The organism is Delftia sp. WSY_10 (assembly GCF_043104705.1).
Classification (GTDB): domain Bacteria; phylum Pseudomonadota; class Gammaproteobacteria; order Burkholderiales; family Burkholderiaceae_C; genus Comamonas; species Comamonas tsuruhatensis.
Map to the genome: position 1 here is coordinate 503,030 of NZ_JBICKY010000057.1, position 17,050 is coordinate 520,079.

Consider the following 17,050-nt stretch of genomic DNA (forward strand, 5'->3'; position numbering starts at 1 on the left):
CGCGCATTGCACGATTCCAGTGCTGAGAATCTCCACCGTGCCCATGAAATCCCCTTGCGAAGAACTCATGGACATGCTGGGCCAGCCCTATGACGCCGGCAAAGTGGCCCGACTGCTTGGCCCATTCGATCCAGAGGTCTTCGCGCCCTGAGGACCTGGCGGCCAAATCGCTCCTTGCATCCTCAACCCAGGGCAGGCGCTCGCAGATACCCCATCAGCACCTGCACGATGCCATCCTCCAGGGCCTGGGGGGTGAACATGGCAGGCGGGTCGATGACGGCGGCATGCACCAGGGACTCCATGGTCTGCAGCAGCATCCAGGTGGCCAGGTCCAGGTCGCGGTGGGCGAGCTGACTGCGGTGCAGCTCCAGGAGCTGGCGCACCTGGCGGAAGATGCCGCCGTCCGCCGCGCTTTGCTCGCGCGGCGCGTCGAAGAAGGGGAACTCCTTTTCCAGCACCCGGTGCAGATCGGGCTCGACCCGGTGCGCCGCCAGCAGCGCCCGGACCATGGCCTGCACATGGCCTTGCAGGCCCTGCGGCCGCTCTGCCGCAAGCACGGCGGCAATGGCCGCGTACATCTGCGCGGCGTGGCGCTCGTGCAAGGCCGTGATCAGCGAGTCCTTGTTGGGAAAGTACTGGTAGAGCGAACCCACGCTCACGCCTGCGCGCTCGGCCACCAGATTGGTGTTGGTGGCGGCATAGCCGCGCTCGGCCAGAACGCGAGCCGCAGCTTCCAGAATGGCCTCGACCGTGGCAAGGGAACGCGCCTGCCGTGGCTGCTTGCGGGGCTGGGGCGGCTGGCGCTGCGCCGCCTGCGAATGCGAGTTTTCAATGCGAGCCATGACTCATATTCTCCTGGACATGTGATCTGAGTTTTTACTCGTATTTGAAAGGGAATGCACATGTCTTCCGGAATTTCGCCATCTGCGGCCGCGTCGCCGCCGGTGAATGCATTCGCGCGGCTGCTGCCGCTGACGCTGGCGGTCTTCGTCAGCTTTCTCTGCCTGGGCATGCCCATGCCCGTGCTGCCCCTGCACCTGAGCCAGACCCTGGGACTGGGCACGCTGGGGGTGGGCACGGTGATGGGCTGCCAGTTCGCGGCCGCCCTGCTGTCGCGGGCCTGGGCCGGGTCGCTGGCCGACACGCGCGGCGCCAGGCAGGCCGTGGTGCTGGGCATGGCGCTGGCGGCCGTTTCGGGCCTGGCCTACCTGATGTCACGCGCCTTCGAGGGAGGGCCGGCCGCAGTCTGGGTGCTGGCCGCCGGCCGCGTGCTGCTGGGCTGCGCCGAGAGCCTGATCATCACCGGGGCCTTGAGCTGGGGCGTGGGCATGATCGGTCCGCAAAACGCCGGCAAGGTCATGGCCTGGGTGGGCATTGCCATGTACGGCGCCTATGCGGCGGGCGCGCCGGCCGGCGTGGCGGTGCAGGCGGCCTGGGGCTTCTCCGGCATTGCCGTGGCCACCATCGTGCTGCCGCTGGCCGCCCTGGCCATGGTCTGGGGCCTGCGCGCCACGCCGGCTGCGGCCCAGCGCCGCACGCCGTTCTACAAGGTGCTGGGCACGGTATGGCTTCCCGGCCTGGGGCTGGCCCTGTCCAGCGTGGGCTTTGGCGTGATCACGACCTTTGCAGCGCTGCTGTTCGCATCGCGGGGCTGGGGAGCGGCCTCGCTGGCCTTCACGGCCTTCGGCCTGGCCTTCATCGGCGCGCGCCTGCTCTTCGGCCATCTGCCGGACAAGCTGGGCGGCGTGCGGGTGGCACTGGCCAGCATTCCGCTGGAAGCCGCCGGCCTGCTGCTGATCTGGGGCGGGGGCGATGCGCCATGGGCCTATGCAGGCGCCGCGCTCACCGGCTTCGGCTACTCGCTGGCCTTCCCGGCCTTCGGCGTGGAAGCTGTCCGCCGGGCGCCTGCCCAGGCACGCGGCGCGGCCATGGGCGCCTATGTGGCCTTCTTCGACCTGTCCATGGGGCTGACGGCCCCTGCCGCCGGGCTGCTGGCCAGTGTCACGGGCGTCGGAGACGTGTATTTCGCCGCCGCCGTGAGCGTGGCGCTGTCCATCGCCGTGGCCTTGCTGCTGCGCTTGAACGCAGCCCGAGGAGCCACCCATGGCTGAGCCGATTCACATGCCTGCCGGCACGCAGCGCGCGCTGGGCGCCGTGTTGAAGGTGCAATCCGTCACGCCGCGCATGCGCCGCATCACGCTGGGTGGCGAGCAGATCGCCGCCTTCTCACGGGCGCCTGCCGTGGATACGCCCGCCGCCTGGGTCAAGCTGTTCCTGCCCACGGGCGAGGGCCGGGCGTACACGCTGCGCAGCGTGGACCGCCAGGCCGGCACGCTGGACATTGACCTGGTACTGCATGGCGATGCGTTCAATGCCAAGCATGAGAACAACACCTCCGCTGGCGGCGACGGCCCCGCCTCCCGCTGGGCCGCCCAGGCCCGCGTGGGCGAGCAGGTGGCCATTGCCGGCCCGCGCAGCGGCGGCTTCGCCCCGCCGGCCGGCACCGATTGGCTCATGCTGGCGGGCGATGGCTCGGCACTGCCGGCCATGCAATCGATCGCGGCGCGCCTGCCGTCCTCCGCCCGGGTGAAGGCCTACGTGGAAATCACCGATGACGGCGAATGCCAGCCCATGGACAGCGCTGCCCGCTGGCGCACCGAGTGGATCACCGCCGCGCCGGGCCAGCCTGGGCAGAGGCTGTGCCAGCGGCTGATGTACCGGCCGCTGCCGCCGGGCAACGGCTATCTGTGGATGGCGGGCGAGTCCGGCGCCATGCGTGCGCTGAAGCGGCATTTCCTGGACCGTGGCATCGCACCCGGCCAGCTGAGCGCCAAGGGCTACTGGAAGTGCGGCGAGGCGGACCACAAGGACCGCTAGAGCGGCGCAAGCGGCACAAAACGGCCTCGTTCACAGATCAACACAGAGCGCCTCATCCCCCGGGTAATCACCCGGACACGGGATGGAGGCGCTCACTAGAATTCAAAAATGAACTTTGACAACAACATTCAAATTCAATGAAAAACAGCGGCCTCCGGACAGCGCCTGCCTCGGCTTGCGAACTGCATGCAGCCTATGCCGCCGGCACGCTGACGCCCACGCAAGCCACCGAGCATTGCCTGCAAGCGGCCTGTGAAAGCCCGTCCGTGTTCACGCGCATCACGGCGGAGCGCGCGCTGGAAGAGGCCAGGCAATCCACGCAGCGCTGGCGTACGGGCCGCCCGCTCGGGCCGCTGGACGGCGTGCCCATCAGCTGGAAGGACCTGTTCGATGTGCGTGGCACGCCCACCACGGCGGCATCGGCCCTGCTTCGCTCTGCCCCGCCAGCCCCTGCCGATGCCCCCGTGGTGGCGCGGGCCGCGGCGGCCGGCATGGTCTGCCTGGGCAAGACCAACCTCAGCGAGTTCGCCTATTCGGGACTGGGCCTGAACCCCGGCTTCGGCACCCCCGCCAATCCCCGCCTGGGTGGGCGCGCACGGGCGCCTGGCGGCTCCTCCAGCGGCGCGGCCCTGGCCGTGGTGCAGGGCTGCGGGCCGCTGGCCATGGGAACGGACACGGCAGGTTCGGTGCGCATTCCCGCAGCCTTCAACGGGCTGGTGGGCTTTCGTGCCAGCCGGGGGCGCTATCCCATGCAAGGGGTCTTTGCGCTGTCACCTTCCCTGGACACGCTGGGGCCGCTGGCCCTGGGCGTGGCCGACTGCATGGCCCTGGACCAGGTGCTGCGCAGCACCGTGCCTGCCGGCGATGCCGCTGCCGCTGCAGGCCCTGCCGTCCCAGGCACTGCCATAGGCCTGCAGGGGCAGGTGTTCGTCATCGACCCCGGCCTGCTGGACGACGACCGCGTGCAGGCGCAGGTGCGCGACGCGATTGCAGCCGGCCTGGCCCTGCTGCAGCGGCAGGGCGCCCGCGTGCAGCGGCGCCGGCTGCAAAGCCTGGACACGGTGCAGACGCTGACGCAGCGCCATGGCTGGCTGGGCGCGCATGAGGCATTGGCCACGCACCGCGAGCGCCTGGATGCCCCGGAGCAGGCCGCGCGCATGGACCCGCGCGTGCGCAGCCGGCTGGAGGCCGCAAGGCATCTGGACCATGGCGGCTACCTGCAACTGCTGGCACGGCGCCAGCCATTGATGGAGCTGTTTGCGCAGGAGCTGGGCGGCGCCACCCTGGTGCTGCCCACGGTGGGCCATCCGGCGCCGCTGCTGCAGCCCCTGCTGGAAGACGACGCGCTGTTTGCCCAGACCAATCTCGCCACGCTGCGCCTGACCATGCCCGGCAGCTTCCTGGATGCGCCGGCCGTGGCCCTGCCCTGCGGCGCCCTGTGCCTGCAAGGCCCTGGCGCGAGCACCGAACGGCTTCCCATCGGCCTGCAGCTGATGCGCCCGCAGGGCGATGACGACCGGCTGCTGCGCATTGCCCTGGCCGTCGAACAGGCGCTTTCCTCCCTCAACCGTTCCCAGTGAAAAAGGAGTGCATGCAATGAGCAAGGACATACAGATCACGTTTGGCGTGGACGTCGATGCCGTCGGCGGCTGGCTCGGCTCGTATGGCGGGGAGGACTCGCCCGACGACATCTCGCGCGGCATGTTCGCGGGCGAGGTCGGCTCGCTGCGGCTGCTCAGGCTGTTCGACAAATACGGCCTCAAGACCACCTGGTTCATCCCGGGCCACTCTGCCGAGACCTTTCCCGAGCAGATGAAGGCCGTGGTGGACGCGGGCCATGAGATCGGCATCCACGGCTACAGCCACGAGAACCCGATTGCCATGACGCCCGAGCAGGAGGAAGCGGTGCTCGACCGCAGCATCGAGGTCATCACGCGGCTGGCCGGCCGCGCACCCACGGGCTATGTGGCGCCCTGGTGGGAGTTCAGCCCCGTTACCAACGAGCTGCTGCTCAAGAAAGGCATCAAGTACGACCACAGCCTGATGCACAACGACTTCCACCCGTACTACGTGCGCGTGGGCGACCAGTGGACCCGCATCGACTACAGCAAGCATCCCGACACCTGGATGAAGCCCCTGGTGCGCGGAAAGGAAACGCGGCTGGTCGAGATCCCCGCCAACTGGTACCTGGACGACCTGCCGCCCATGATGTTCATCAAGAAGTCGCCCAACAGCCACGGCTTCGTCAACCCGCGCGACATAGAGCAGATGTGGCGCGACCAGTTCGACTGGGTCTACCGCGAGCACGACTACGCGGTCTTCCCCATCACCATCCACCCCGATGTCTCCGGCCGCCCCCAGGTGCTGCTGATGCTGGAGCGCCTGATCGAGCATTTCCAGTCGCACGACGGCGTGCGCTTCATGACGTGCGACCAGATCGCCGACGACTTCCTGCGCCGCCAGCCGCGTTGATGCCGCATCCCACCTCAGCGAGGACACCATGAATACCTCCGCCATTGCCTCCGACGCCCCAGGCGCCGGCCATCCGGCCCCGGCCGGGACCGATGCCCCCTGGACCGCGCCCACCGTGACGCGCAGGCAGGTCAGCTACGCCACCTGGGTCTGCTTTTTCGCCTGGGTGTTCGCCGTCTACGACTTCATCCTCTTCGGCACCCTGCTGCCGCAACTGGGCGAGCACTTCCAGTGGAGCGCCGAGCAGCAGGCGCGGCTGAACACCTGGGTGACGCTGGGCACGGTGATCGTGGCCTTCGGCATCGGCCCCATCGCCGACCGGCTGGGCCGGCGCAAGGGCATCATCATCGCCGTGGCGGGCGCCGCGCTGTGCTCGGGCCTGACGGCGCTGGCCGGCTGGGTGATCGGGCTGTCGGCGGGGCTGGGCTTCGTGCTGCTGATCGTGGTGCGCTCGCTGGCGGGCCTGGGCTATGCAGAGCAAAGCATCAACGCCACCTACCTGAGCGAGCTGTTCTCCCTGGTCTACACGGACCCGGCCTCCCTGCGCCGGCGCGGCTTCATCTACTCGCTGGTGCAAGGCGGCTGGCCCGTGGGCGCGGTGCTCACGGCCGTGCTGGTGGCCCTGCTGTATCCGCTGGGCGAGCGCTGGTTCGGCCAGGGCGGCGGCTGGGCGCTGTCCTTCGTGTTCGCCATGTTCCCCGCCCTGGTGATTGCCGTGCTGGGCCGCCGGCTGGTGGAAACGCCCCAGTTCCTGACCGCGCGGCGCGTTGCCGATCTGCGCCGTGCCGGACGCGAGGCAGAGGCCGCACGCCTGGCCCAGGCCCATGGCGCCCACCCGCAGCAAGCGCAGCACACCGGCCTGTCGGCCATGTTCCGGGGCGCCTCGCTGCGGCCCACGCTGTCGCTGGCCCTGGGCTTTTTCCTGAACTGGTTCGCCATCGTGATCTTCGCGGTGCTGGGCACCTCGGTGCTGGGCGGCGCCGGTGGCACGCCGGGCAAGGGCGTGGATTTCTCCAGCGCGCTGCAGGTGCTCATCATCTCCAATCTCGCGGGCTTTCTGGGCTATGTCTTCCATGGCTGGCTCGGTGACCGCATAGGCCGGCGCAACGCCGTGGCCATAGGCTGGATGCTGGGTGGCCTGGCCTTCGCACTCATGCTGAACGCGCCTTCGGGCGACTTCTGGCGCATCGTGCCGCTGTACTCGCTGGGGCTGTTCTTCCTGATCGGCCCCTATGCAGCGGCCCTCTTCCTGATCGGCGAGAGCTTTCCCAGCCACATCCGTGCCACGGCCAGCTCCTTCGTCAACGCCATGGGCCAGGTGGGCGCCATCGCGGCAGGCTTCGGCGTGACCTGGACGCTGTCGCAGGGGGCGGACTGGGTGCAGGCGGCGCTGTACTGGGGCGCCATTCCCTGCGCGGCCTCGGGCCTGCTGATGTTTCTGGCGCCCCATGTCGATCCCGAGACCGTGAAGTGAGGCCGCCATGAACCCGGACACCCCCAGCAACAAGGTGGCCCTCGTCACGGGCGCCGCCAGCGGCATCGGCCAGGCGCTGGCCCTGGCCTATGCGCAGGCAGGCATTGCCGTGGCCGGCAGCTACTACCCCCGGGATCCGCACGATCCCGGCCAGACCCTGGAACTCGTCGAGCGCGCGGGCGGGCGGTGCGTGATGGAGGCGGTCGATGTGGGCGATGCCGAGCAGGTCGAGCACCTGGCCCGCGTCGCCGTGGACCGCTTCGGCCGGCTGGACTTCGCCGTCGCCAATGCGGGTTTACTGCGCCAGGCGGCCCTGGTCGAGATGAGCGATGCGCAGTGGCTGGAGGTCATCAACATCGACCTGGGCGGCGTGATGCGCACCTTCCGGGCCAGTGCGCGCCACATGGCTGCAGGCGGGGCCATGGTGGCCGTCTCCTCCATTGCAGGCGGCGTCTACGGCTGGGAGCAGCATGCCCACTATGCGGCCGCCAAGGCAGGCGTGCCCGGGCTGTGCCGCGCCGTGGCCATGGAGCTGGCACCGCGCGGCATACGCTGCAACGCCGTGATTCCGGGCCTGATCGAGACGCCGCAGTCGCTGGACCCGGTCAACTCGCTGGGCCCGGCGGGCCTGGCGCAGGCGGCAAAAAGCATTCCGTTGGGGCGTGTCGGGCAGGCCCGAGAAATCGCTGCCCTGATCCGTTTCCTGACCAGCGACGAGGCCTCCTACATCACCGGCCAATCCATCATTGCCGACGGCGGCCTGACCGTGCGCTGGCCCAGTTGAGGACATCCGACATGAGCACATCCAAGCCACTGGACGGCCGCCGCGCCGTCGTGACAGGCGCCGGCAGCGGCATCGGCGAGGCCATTGCCCTGGCCTATGCGCAGGCCGGCGCGCGGCTGCTGCTGGCCGACATCGATGCCGCGCGGGCCGAGGACGTGGCCCGGCGCTGCCGCGCGCTGGGCACGCAGGCCGAGACCGTCATCGGCGACGTGGGCGACGAGTCCACGGCCCACCGCATCATCGACCGCTGCGTGCAGGCCTTCGGCGGCATCGACATCCTGGTCAACAACGCCGGCATGCTCACCCAGTCGCGCTGTGCCGACATGTCCACCGCGATGTGGGACGAGATGCTGCGCGTGGACCTGCGCAGCGTCTTCCTGTGCGCGCGGCGCGCAGTGCCGCACATGCAGGCCCAGCGCTGGGGACGCATCATCAGCATCGCATCGCAGCTGGGCATCAAGGGCGGCGTGGAGCTGAGCCACTATGCGGCGGCCAAGGCCGGCGTGATCGGCTTCACCAAGTCGCTGGCGCTGGAAGTGGCACCCGACAATGTCCTGGTCAATGCCATTGCCCCCGGCCCCATCGCCACGCCGCTGGTCGACGGCATCAGCGCGGACTGGAAACGCGCCAAGGAGGCCAGCCTGCCGCTGGGCCGCTTCGGCCGCGCCGACGAGGTGGCTCCCACGGCCGTGCTGCTGGCCTCCGACCCCGGCGGCAATCTGTATGTGGGGCAGACGCTGGGGCCCAATTCCGGTGATGTCATGCCGTGAAAAGAAGCACCCCCTGAGTCGCTTCGCGCCTTCCCCATCTCTTCGGAGGGGGGCGTACGGGCAGCCGGCGACACCCTCGGTGCGGGGCGGCGCGGCCGGCATAGGCCCTTCCTGGGTGTCTCTGCTCTTTGGCTGCGCCAGTTTCGCAGGCGGCTCCATTCGCAACCGAAAGGGTTTCTGTCATGTGTGGAATGTGCGGTTTGCTGCAGGGCTCCGGCCACTGGAGCCAGGCGCCGGCCGGATCGGCCGGGCGCCGCCAGCGGCTGATTCAGATTGCGCGCGCCAACCGGCTGCTGGCGCTGTGGCGGCTGCGGCTCAGCGACTTCCACGGCCAGTCCTACCTGCTGCAGGGGCCTACGGGCGCCAGCGTTCTGGTGCCCGACTTCGGTGCGTTGTGGCCTGCGGCCGAGCGGCTGCTGGCCCGCGAGCTGGATCCGCTGGCCATGCCCTGGCCGCAACCGGAGCAGGCGCCATGACCGGCGATGCACGCCTGCCCGTGGGTGTGCTCACGGGCTCTCTGGGCAGCGGCAAGACCACGCTGCTCAGGCAATGGCTGCAGGACTCTCCCGCTGCCGAGACCGCCGTGCTGATCAACGAATTCGGCGCCGTGGGGCTGGACCATCTGCTGGTGGGCCGCATCGACGCCGACACGGTGCTGCTGGACAACGGCTGCATCTGCTGCGCCATCCGCGGCGAACTCAAGGAGGCGCTGTGGCGGCTGCACCAGCGCCGCGAGCGCGGCGAGCTGCCTGCGTTCCAGCGCGTGCTGATCGAAACCACGGGCCTTGCCGCGCCCGGCCCGGTGATCGCCACCCTCATTGGGGATGCGCAATTGCGCCAGGTCTTCAGGCCCGCCCATGTCGCCACCGTGGTCGATGCCCTGCACGCGGCCACGCATGCGCAGCGGCCCGAATGGCAGGCCCAGGTCGCCGCCGCCGACCGGCTGTACCTGAGCAAGACCGACCTGGCCCGGCCGCAGGACGCCGAGGCGCTGCGCGCGCAGCTTGCCAGGCTCAATCCGCTGGCCGTGCTCGGCAACAGCCGCCAGGCGCTGCCGGCTTGGCAGGAGCAGCCCGTGCAGGAGAGCAATTGGCTGGCACGCGCCATTGCAGGCACGCCTCGCAGCCGCAAGGGCCAGGAGCCGCACGGCAGTATCCAGGCCTTCTGCCTGGAACTCGACGGCCCCGTGGACTGGTGTGCGCTGACGCTGTGGCTGACCTGGCTGCTGCACCGCCATGGCGAGCGGGTGCTGCGGCTCAAGGGGCTCGTGGCCGTGGCCACCGAAGGATGGCCGCAGGGGCAGCCGACGGTGCTGCACGGCATGGGCCATCTGATGCATGCGCCCGAGCATCTGGCCGAATGGCCCGGTGGCGACGGCCGCTCGCGCCTGGTCTTCATCGCCTCGGGGCTCAACGGGCAGCAGGTGGACGACTCCTGGCAGTCGTTCCAGCGTTTCTTCGCGCAGGACAATGGGGCGCAACCCGGCGCCGCCCCCGGCCCGGCCGCCTTCCATTGACAAGGAACACCCCATGCGCAAGAACATGCCTGAACTGCGGGTACTGGGCACCTCGGTGACGCTGACCGAGGCCATGCGCCGCCGCGCCGAGCAGGACCTGGGCCTGCGCATCCGCTTCGAGGTGCTCGACGGCTTCGACGCGCAGCGCCAGGCCGTCATGCGCCAGGACAGCTTCGATCTCTACGACCAATGGTTCCACAGCCTGGACTGCCTGTGGCCGACAGGGGCGCTGCAACCCATAGACATCGGCAGGCTGGCGCATTGGGACGAGGTCAACGCCCTGCCCAAGACCGGGCGCATCACGCCGCAGGCGGCCCTGGGCGCGGGCTGCAACCCGGCCATGCGCCTGTACGTGCAGGCCGATGGCACCCTGGGCGGAACGCCCGCATCGCGCATCAGCATGCTGCCGCTGACGCACAACGCCGACAGCTTCGTCTACCTGCCCGCCGCCGTGCCAGAGCTGTTCGCGCAGACCGAGGAGAGCTGGTCGTGGCTGCTGTCTCCCGCCTGCCGTGGCCGTGCGGCCCTGCAGGCGGATGCGGCCATCGGCGCGCTGGATGCGGCCCTGGCCCTGCAGGCCGGCGGCGACATGCGTTTTGGCGACATCAGCAACCTGGGACTGGAGGAGATCGACCAGATGATGGCCCTGCTGCTGCAGCGGCAGGAGTCGGAGCAGTTCCGGGGCTTCTGGGGCAACTACGCCGATGCGGCGCGGCTGATGATCGATGCCGGCGTCGCCATACAAAGCCACTGGTCGCCGGCCATCGCCCACTACCGCGCGGCGGGGCTGGACTACCGGCTGGCCTGCCCGCGCGAAGGATACCGGGCCTGGTACGGCGGCCTGGGCATCTCCAGCCAGGCCAGGGGCGAAACGCTGGATGCCGCCTACCGCTACCTGAACTGGTGGCAGTCCGGCTGGCCCGGTGCGGCGATGGCACGGCAGGGCTACTACATCTCCAACCCGCTGCGCAGCCGCGAGCACCTGCGCGCCAGCGAATGGGACTACTGGTACGCCGGCCTGCCTGCCGCCGAGGACCTGCGGGGCACCGACGGACAGATCTTGATCCCGCGCGGCAGCGTGCGCGACGGCGGCTCCTACGAGCAGCGCCTGGGCCACATCGCCGTCTGGAACACCGTCATGGACGAGCACAACTACCTGGTGCGCCAATGGGCCACGCTGCTGCGCCGCGCCCGCCCCTTATAGTCCTGCCGGATACCGGCCCCCTTTGCGGCGGCCAGTGCACAGGTACATGCAGATGAAGCAGGAATGACAAGAGCCACCCCAGCACCCACGCAGCTTGCCCGCGACGAGGAAGCAGGCCCCGGCGAATCCGGTGAATCCGGCGATCCCGGCGAACGCCGGCTGCGCTATGAACTGATACGCCAGCGCCTGCGCGGGGCCATCGTCGAGCAGCGGATCGAGCCCGGCCTGGTGCTGCTGGAGGGGCCGGTGGCCAAGGTCTTCGGCACCAGCCGCATACCCGTGCGCAAGGCCTTCGAGCTGCTGCATGCCGAAGGGCTGCTGTGCACCTTCGACGGACGCGGCTACCTGGTGGCCCGGCCCGGGCAGGCCGTGCAGCCCCAGCGCCTGCCGCTGGACGCGCAGGCCCTGGGCCTGGAGGAGGGCAACGCCACCATCCACATCCCCTCGGAAAGCGAGCGCATCCACGACGAGCTGGAGCAGACCATCTCCATCGCCATGATCTTCGGGCGCTTCCAGATCGACGAAAGCGCGGCCATGGAGCACTTCAACGTGAACCGCGTGGCCCTGCGCGAGGTGCTGAGCCGGCTCGTGGACCGGGGACTGGTGGACAAGAGCACCTATGCCTCCTGGCGCGTGGCGGCGTTGACGGCACGCGCGGTGAACCAGGACTTCGAGCTGCTGGCGCTGCTGGCTCCCGCGGCGCTGCGCGAAAGCGGCCCGCGCCTGGACAGGGACATGCTCGCAGACCTGCGCCGCCGCCTGCACGACCCCGCCGCACCGCAAGCGCAGGAGCTTTTGCGGCTGGAGCAGCACCTGCACGGCGCCTTGCTGGCACGGCACCCCAACCACAAGCTGGTGGGCATGCTGCAGCAGTGCCAGATGCCGTGGCTGATCCACAGCACCTTTGACCGCATGTTCCCGCAGTCGCCCAACCCGCCCCTGCTCGAGAACTGCCGCCAGGTCATCGACGCCCTGTGGGATGGTGAGTACGAGCGGGCCGCGCAGGCGCTGCAGGACTACCTTGCCCAGGCACGCAAGCGCGCCCAGCTGCAGCTCAAGGTCCTGTCCGTGCTGCCCGAGGCGCAGCTGCCGGCCTATCTGGTGCGGCAGTCGTGACCTCCTGAGGGACGGCATCGGGCCAGGCAGGGCCGAAGCGGACAAGACTGCGACCGGTGCGCCTGGTTGCATGTGCAACCACCGGTTTGCGCCGGGTTCACCGGGCGTTTACGCAAGCGCGGCATATTGGGCGGCCGACAGGGAACCGCAGGACCCCACAGGTACCGAAGGACCGCACCGAAAGACCGCACCGAAAGACCGCACCGATGAATGCCCTGCGCATCAGCACCACCGTCTTCACCGAAGCCAGATTCTGGAGCCTGGTGGTTTTCTCGGTCGTTCTTCCCTGCGCCATCTACGCCGCCCTGCTGGCCAAGCGCAGCATCTCGCGCACCACGGTGCTGCTGTTCGGGCTGGCCCTGGTGGCCATGGCGGGGGTGGATGTCTACCTGCTGCAAAGCCTGGCCTCGGCGGCCAAGGCGACGCCTTCGCTGTCCGACAACACCCTCTTCGTCTCCGAGCTGTCCACGGCGCTGTACCTGCTGCCGGCCATGATTGGCGGCATCGGCGTGAACATGACCTCGCATGTGCTGATACAGCACCTGTTCGATGCGGAGCGCCGCTTCGACAGCAACCGCCACAACGAGAACACCTGAGCTGCGCCGGGCTCAGCCCATCACGTCCTCGGAGAAAAGCTGCCAGCGCCCGCCCGTCTTGCGCCAGTACTGGCGCAGCGGCAGGCCTTCGGCAAAGGACTTGCTGCTGGCGCGCAGGTTGACCACGCGGATCTCGCCCTTGGCGTCCTTCCAGGAATAGATGGACAGGTCCTGCAGCGTCACGCCGGGGCGGTTGAGGTAGGCGGCCAGCCGCTCCTGTGATGTGCGCGAGGCCGGCGACTGCAGCAGGTCAGGCGCGTAGAGGGCGGCCAGCTTGCGCGGGTCCGCACCGTTCCAGGCGCTCTTCCAGTCGTCGATGACGCGCACGAAGGCGTCTGCCGCCTTCTGCTGGGCCTGGGCCTTGGGGGCCACCCATTGCAGCTTTTCGCGGATCAGCACCGGCGTCTGCCGGTCCACGGTCTGCATGAGCAAGGTGAGATCGGGGTTGGCCAGCACCAGGCAGCCATCGCTGGCCTCGGGCGCCCGCGAGAACTGGTCGGGCGGCGAGCCATGCAGCCAGATGCCGCTGCCCGAGCGGCCCACGGCCTTGTCCCAGTCATTGGGAAAGTTCACCGTGAGCGCACCCTTGCCATAGAACTCCGGCAGACGGGGCCCGGGGATGTGGCGGCCCACGAAGTAGATGCCCAGCGGCGTGCGCTGGTCGCCTTCCTGCCATTTGTCGGTGCCCAGCTTGCCCACGGAGACATAGAAGTCCCCCAGCAGCCGCAGCCCGCCTGCCTCATGGGCGAACAGGTACAGCCGCGACTTGCTGGCGTCGATGGCAATGGCATGCCGCACGGATGCGCCCAGCATCAAAAACTCGCCGGGAACGGAACCCGCAGGCGGCGCGCCGCTGTCCGCCTGCAGGCGGCGCTTGAGTTCGTTTTGCAGATCCTGCAGCTGGGCCTGCGCGGGACTGGCCGGACCCTCGAGCCGTGTGACGCTGCCCACGGACAGGTTGTGCCGCACCAGCACGCCCTGGCCCGGATGGCTGGGGGCGGCGGACGCAGCCACGGGCGTGCCCGCCAGCACCTCGCCGGCACGGCCGGTCTTGAAGCGCAGCAGGTCTGCATACACCAGCTGGGCTGCGCGGAAATTGGGGACTTCGGCGGTGAGATCGGCGGCCGCCTTCAGGGCGCCATCCAGATCCCGCTGCTCCACCTGGCGGATGATGGCCAGCAGGCGGGCCTCCGCCTGGCTTTGCGAGCCGGCCGCCGCCTTGGCCTGGCCTGCCGTGGCAGCAGCGCCGCCTGCCGTGGCCGCCACCGCAGCAGCGGCCACGGCCGTCTTGCCCGACGCCGAGCGCAGCCTGGCTGCGCCGGCCTTGCCGGTCTTGCTGGTCTTGCCCGTTGCGGGCTTGGCGGATGCCGTCTTGGAGGCCTTGGCCGGCTTGGCGTAGGCCGCCGTGCCGAACGACATCGTGGACAGAGCGGCCAGCAGCACGGCCACGCCGGCGGCCCGCGCATGCAGGCGCAGCAAGCCGGCGGATGACCGTGCCAGGGGGCGCGCTCTTTCAGGCATCAGGAACCGGTTCCTTCGTGGGTGATGCGCCATTGTCCCTTTTCGCGCTGCATGCGCAGGGTCTTGCGGGTCGTGGTCTTGAGCGCGCCCGATGCGTAGTACTGGCGGAACTGGGCCGTGGCCTTGTCGCCGTCCACCGTCACCTTGAGGTCGCGCACGGTGACGACGATGGTGGTGCGTCCGACAATGCGCTGGCGGCGCTGTTCCTTCCACTTGGCCAGGCTGCTGCCATCGGCCGGGGAGAAGTGGTCGCTGTAGGCGTCCAGGTAGCGGTCCATGTCCTGTCCGGCCCAGGCGGTGGACCAGGCCTTGACGGCGGCCTCCACTTCCTGCGCTGCGGCCGACTGGGCCGCCTTCTTCTCGTCGACGGCAGGCGCTGCCTTGGCGGGCTCGGCGGCGGCCACAGCGGCGGCGGCAGGGGCCGCAGCGGTGGTGGTCACGGCGGCGGCCTTGGCCGCAGCCTGCCTGGCTTCCTCGGCAGCGCGCGCCTTGTCCTGTGCGGCCTGGGCAGCCTTCTCCTGGGCCAGCCTGGTCTCGGCGGCCTTGGCTTCCGCTGCCTTGGCCTGGGCCAGCTTGGCCTCCGCTGCCTTGGCCTCTGCGGCCTTGGCTTCCGCCGCCTTGGCTTCTGCGGCCTTGGCCTGCGCTGCCTTGGCATCGGCGGCCTTCACTTCAGCGGCCTTGAATTCGGCGGCCTTGGCCTCTGCCGCCTTGGTCTCGGCGGCGCGGGCCTCGGCCAGCTTGGCGTCGGATTCGCGGGCCTTGGCATCGGCCGCCTTGGCATCGGCGACCTTGGTCGAGGCAGCTGCAGCCTGGACCGTCTTGCCCTGGGCGCCACCTTGCTTGGGGAAGATCTGCGTGATCAGGGCCAGCTTGGGCTGGATGGCCTGGCGCGATCCGTCCAGCTGCAAGGCCTTGGCATAGGCATCGCTGGCCATGCGCGCATACAGGTCGCCCAGGTTCTCATGCGCCGTGGCGTAGCTGGGGTTGGTGCGAATGGCCTGCTCCAGCACTTCCGAGGCCTTGCGTTCCTGGCCTTCGGCAGCGTACAGCACGGCCAGGTTGTTGTAGGGCTCGGGCAGGCTGGGGTAGTCACGGGTCAACGCCGTGAAGATCTTGATGGCCTGGGCGTTCTGGCGCTGCTCCGCGGCGATCACGCCCTGCAGAAAGCGCATCTGCACATCGGCCGGGTTTTGCTTGAGGTAGGCCTCGGCCTGCTTGGCGGCCTGGGGCGCCTTGCCCTGCTCCAGCAGCCGTGAGACCTCGTCCACCGCCTCCTGCGATGCATGGGCAAACGCCCCGCACAAAGCCGCCCCCAGACTGAAGGCGGCAATGGCCACGGGCCGGGCTATCCGCAAATAGGTACGACCCGGCACTCGCGACGGAACTCTGGACGAAATCAGCATATGGGCGCTCTCTACGCAATGAAAGTTGGAAGACGGGCCTGTTCGCTTTTGGGCTTACTGCATGCGCCGATACACGCCTGCAGCCAAAAGCCAGCGATTTTATAGGCGAAAGCCATCTTGCCCCGCTGCATGGGCCCGCGAGTCAAGGGCCATGAAACATGGCGCGGCACCGGCGCCCGAGTAACGGAGCAGACCCGGCAGCGTTACGTAACGTGTGCCGTAACAGACCCTTGATGAGACATTGTGATCAATAGATAAATCCATACAAATCAATATCTTAGGATGATTCCTAGGCCATCCGGACCTGCAGCGTGCACGTGGCATGCATGTTGCACAAAAGGGCTCGACAGATTTTTCACGGCTTCCAAGCCACCGTCTGACCTTGTCGTCTCAACCCTTGTCTGGAGAGAGTAAATGACCGCCCAATCGATGCAGCCCACCGGCAACACCACCGTCAGCCCCGTGCAGTTCGGTGACCCGCAGCCCTCCAGCGTTGTGCTTGCGCAGCTCAATACGTCGAACATGCAGCCCGGCGCAGCCGCAGCGGTCATGCCCCAGGGCACGCCTCCCGCCACGCTGTCCCAGGTCAGCCCGGGCGTGCAGATCGTGCGCAATGGGGAAACCCTGATGGCCCAGCCGGGCAGTGCCCTGCAGGTCGGCGACAAGATCATCGTGCCCGCCGATGGCAGCGCCAAGGCGCTGTTCCAGGGCAAGGACGGCCAGACCCTGGTCGGCACCTTCGAGGGCGGCACCCAGGCCACGCTGGCCCAGCGCGAGGGTGATGGCGCAGGCGCCATGGTGCTGGACCTGGCCTCTGGCAACGTCCAGGTGGCGCCCGCCAGTGACGGTGACGCCGTGGGCCTGATCGTGACCAAGGAAAGCGCCGCAGCCGCAGCCGGCGGCTCCGTGCTCAGCGACTTCCTGCTGGCCGGCCTGATCGGCGCGGGCGGCGTGGGCCTGATCGCCGCAGCCAGCAACGACGACGACGACCCAGCCCCCCCGGTGCCGACCGATCCCACGAATCCGACCAACCCCACGGATCCCACGAATCCGACCAATCCCACGAACCCGACCAACCCGACCAATCCGACGGATCCCACCAACCCGACGAATCCTACGAATCCTACGAATCCCACGGATCCGACGAACCCTACGAACCCTACGAACCCTACGAACCCTACGAACCCTACGAACCCCACCAATCCTACGAACCCCACCAATCCGACCAATCCCACGGATCCCACGAACCCGACCAATCCTACGAACCCGACCAATCCGACCAACCCCACGGATCCCACGAACCCGACCAATCCTACG

General features: G+C 69.0%; 15 protein-coding genes and 1 pseudogene. 13 read left to right on the plus strand and 3 right to left on the minus strand.

All coding sequences use genetic code 11. The annotated features are described in order from the left end of the window. Positions 1-182: 182 nt before the first annotated feature. Positions 183-842 carry a TetR/AcrR family transcriptional regulator gene (locus ACF8ML_RS28165; RefSeq protein WP_013803729.1) on the minus strand — a complete coding sequence of 220 codons (660 nt, stop codon included), beginning with the start codon at positions 840-842 and terminating at the stop codon, positions 183-185. Positions 843-902: 60 nt separating this feature from the next. On the opposite strand from ACF8ML_RS28165, the gene ACF8ML_RS28170 reads away from it, so the two are divergent. The 12 genes from ACF8ML_RS28170 to ACF8ML_RS28225 all read left to right on the plus strand — a co-directional run bounded on the left by ACF8ML_RS28170 (position 903) and on the right by ACF8ML_RS28225 (position 12,809). After that, on the plus strand, positions 903-2,111 hold the full coding sequence (locus ACF8ML_RS28170; protein WP_026062431.1) for an arabinose transporter: 1,209 nt from the start codon (positions 903-905) through the stop codon (positions 2,109-2,111). After that, the gene (locus ACF8ML_RS28175; RefSeq protein WP_392408560.1) at positions 2,104-2,877 is read left to right on the plus strand and encodes a siderophore-interacting protein; all 774 of its coding nucleotides are present in this window, start codon (positions 2,104-2,106) and stop codon (positions 2,875-2,877) included. The genes ACF8ML_RS28170 and ACF8ML_RS28175 overlap by 8 nt, the downstream gene beginning before the upstream one ends. 137 nt (positions 2,878-3,014) lie before the next feature. Continuing rightward, complete coding sequence (locus ACF8ML_RS28180) at positions 3,015-4,457, plus strand: amidase (RefSeq protein ID WP_392408561.1); 1,443 nt, start codon at positions 3,015-3,017, stop codon at positions 4,455-4,457. 16 nt (positions 4,458-4,473) lie between these two features. Next, complete coding sequence (locus tag ACF8ML_RS28185) at positions 4,474-5,349, plus strand: polysaccharide deacetylase (protein WP_016449802.1); 876 nt, start codon at positions 4,474-4,476, stop codon at positions 5,347-5,349. Between the two features lie 28 nt (positions 5,350-5,377). Further along, positions 5,378-6,823, plus strand: a complete 1,446-nt coding sequence (locus ACF8ML_RS28190; protein WP_392408563.1) for an MFS transporter — start codon at positions 5,378-5,380, stop codon at positions 6,821-6,823. 7 nt (positions 6,824-6,830) lie between these two features. Further along, positions 6,831-7,607: an SDR family NAD(P)-dependent oxidoreductase gene (locus ACF8ML_RS28195; RefSeq protein WP_392408564.1), complete on the plus strand. Its 777-nt coding sequence runs from the start codon at positions 6,831-6,833 to the stop codon at positions 7,605-7,607. Positions 7,608-7,618: 11 nt separating this feature from the next. Continuing rightward, complete coding sequence (locus ACF8ML_RS28200) at positions 7,619-8,377, plus strand: SDR family NAD(P)-dependent oxidoreductase (protein WP_017405599.1); 759 nt, start codon at positions 7,619-7,621, stop codon at positions 8,375-8,377. A 182-nt stretch (positions 8,378-8,559) separates the two neighbouring features. Beyond that, on the plus strand, positions 8,560-8,853 hold the full coding sequence (locus ACF8ML_RS28205) for a hypothetical protein (RefSeq protein ID WP_016449806.1): 294 nt from the start codon (positions 8,560-8,562) through the stop codon (positions 8,851-8,853). Beyond that, positions 8,850-9,893 (plus strand): GTP-binding protein, encoded by a 1,044-nt coding sequence (locus tag ACF8ML_RS28210; RefSeq protein ID WP_133073698.1) that lies wholly within the window; start codon positions 8,850-8,852, stop codon positions 9,891-9,893. Before ACF8ML_RS28205 ends, ACF8ML_RS28210 begins: the two co-directional genes overlap by 4 nt. 13 nt (positions 9,894-9,906) lie before the next feature. Beyond that, complete coding sequence (locus tag ACF8ML_RS28215) at positions 9,907-11,097, plus strand: PotD/PotF family extracellular solute-binding protein (protein ID WP_392408565.1); 1,191 nt, start codon at positions 9,907-9,909, stop codon at positions 11,095-11,097. A 63-nt stretch (positions 11,098-11,160) separates the two neighbouring features. Then, the gene (locus ACF8ML_RS28220) at positions 11,161-12,213 is read left to right on the plus strand and encodes a GntR family transcriptional regulator (protein ID WP_392408567.1); all 1,053 of its coding nucleotides are present in this window, start codon (positions 11,161-11,163) and stop codon (positions 12,211-12,213) included. A 206-nt stretch (positions 12,214-12,419) separates the two neighbouring features. Further along, positions 12,420-12,809, plus strand: coding sequence for a hypothetical protein (locus ACF8ML_RS28225; protein WP_016449810.1), 390 nt, complete (start codon positions 12,420-12,422; stop codon positions 12,807-12,809). Between the two features lie 12 nt (positions 12,810-12,821). On the opposite strand, the gene ACF8ML_RS28230 is transcribed toward ACF8ML_RS28225, so the two are convergent. Both ACF8ML_RS28230 and ACF8ML_RS28235 read right to left on the minus strand, forming a co-directional pair. After that, positions 12,822-14,330, minus strand: coding sequence for a murein L,D-transpeptidase family protein (locus ACF8ML_RS28230; protein ID WP_154835176.1), 1,509 nt, complete (start codon positions 14,328-14,330; stop codon positions 12,822-12,824). Further along, positions 14,330-15,667 (minus strand): tetratricopeptide repeat protein, encoded by a 1,338-nt coding sequence (locus ACF8ML_RS28235; RefSeq protein ID WP_227740817.1) that lies wholly within the window; start codon positions 15,665-15,667, stop codon positions 14,330-14,332. Before ACF8ML_RS28235 ends, ACF8ML_RS28230 begins: the two co-directional genes overlap by 1 nt. Before the next feature lie 480 nt (positions 15,668-16,147). Between ACF8ML_RS28235 and ACF8ML_RS28240 the strand changes: the two are divergent. Then, positions 16,148-17,050: pseudogene (locus tag ACF8ML_RS28240) on the plus strand (hypothetical protein); the annotation flags it as partial.

Bases quoted from the DNA above. Each gene is read 5' to 3' on its own strand.
- ACF8ML_RS28175 (WP_392408560.1), top strand. From the start codon at position 2,104: ATGGCTGAGCCGATTCACATGCCTGCCGGCACGCAGCGCGCGCTGGGC.
- ACF8ML_RS28195 (WP_392408564.1), top strand. From the start codon at position 6,831: ATGAACCCGGACACCCCCAGCAACAAGGTGGCCCTCGTCACGGGCGCC.
- ACF8ML_RS28220 (WP_392408567.1), top strand. From the start codon at position 11,161: ATGACAAGAGCCACCCCAGCACCCACGCAGCTTGCCCGCGACGAGGAA.
- ACF8ML_RS28210 (WP_133073698.1), top strand. From the start codon at position 8,850: ATGACCGGCGATGCACGCCTGCCCGTGGGTGTGCTCACGGGCTCTCTG.
- ACF8ML_RS28230 (WP_154835176.1), bottom strand. From the start codon at position 14,330: ATGCCTGAAAGAGCGCGCCCCCTGGCACGGTCATCCGCCGGCTTGCTG.
- ACF8ML_RS28200 (WP_017405599.1), top strand. From the start codon at position 7,619: ATGAGCACATCCAAGCCACTGGACGGCCGCCGCGCCGTCGTGACAGGC.
- ACF8ML_RS28190 (WP_392408563.1), top strand. From the start codon at position 5,378: ATGAATACCTCCGCCATTGCCTCCGACGCCCCAGGCGCCGGCCATCCG.
- ACF8ML_RS28165 (WP_013803729.1), bottom strand. From the start codon at position 842: ATGGCTCGCATTGAAAACTCGCATTCGCAGGCGGCGCAGCGCCAGCCG.
- ACF8ML_RS28170 (WP_026062431.1), top strand. From the start codon at position 903: ATGTCTTCCGGAATTTCGCCATCTGCGGCCGCGTCGCCGCCGGTGAAT.
- ACF8ML_RS28225 (WP_016449810.1), top strand. From the start codon at position 12,420: ATGAATGCCCTGCGCATCAGCACCACCGTCTTCACCGAAGCCAGATTC.
- ACF8ML_RS28215 (WP_392408565.1), top strand. From the start codon at position 9,907: ATGCGCAAGAACATGCCTGAACTGCGGGTACTGGGCACCTCGGTGACG.
- ACF8ML_RS28205 (WP_016449806.1), top strand. From the start codon at position 8,560: ATGTGTGGAATGTGCGGTTTGCTGCAGGGCTCCGGCCACTGGAGCCAG.
- ACF8ML_RS28180 (WP_392408561.1), top strand. From the start codon at position 3,015: ATGAAAAACAGCGGCCTCCGGACAGCGCCTGCCTCGGCTTGCGAACTG.
- ACF8ML_RS28185 (WP_016449802.1), top strand. From the start codon at position 4,474: ATGAGCAAGGACATACAGATCACGTTTGGCGTGGACGTCGATGCCGTC.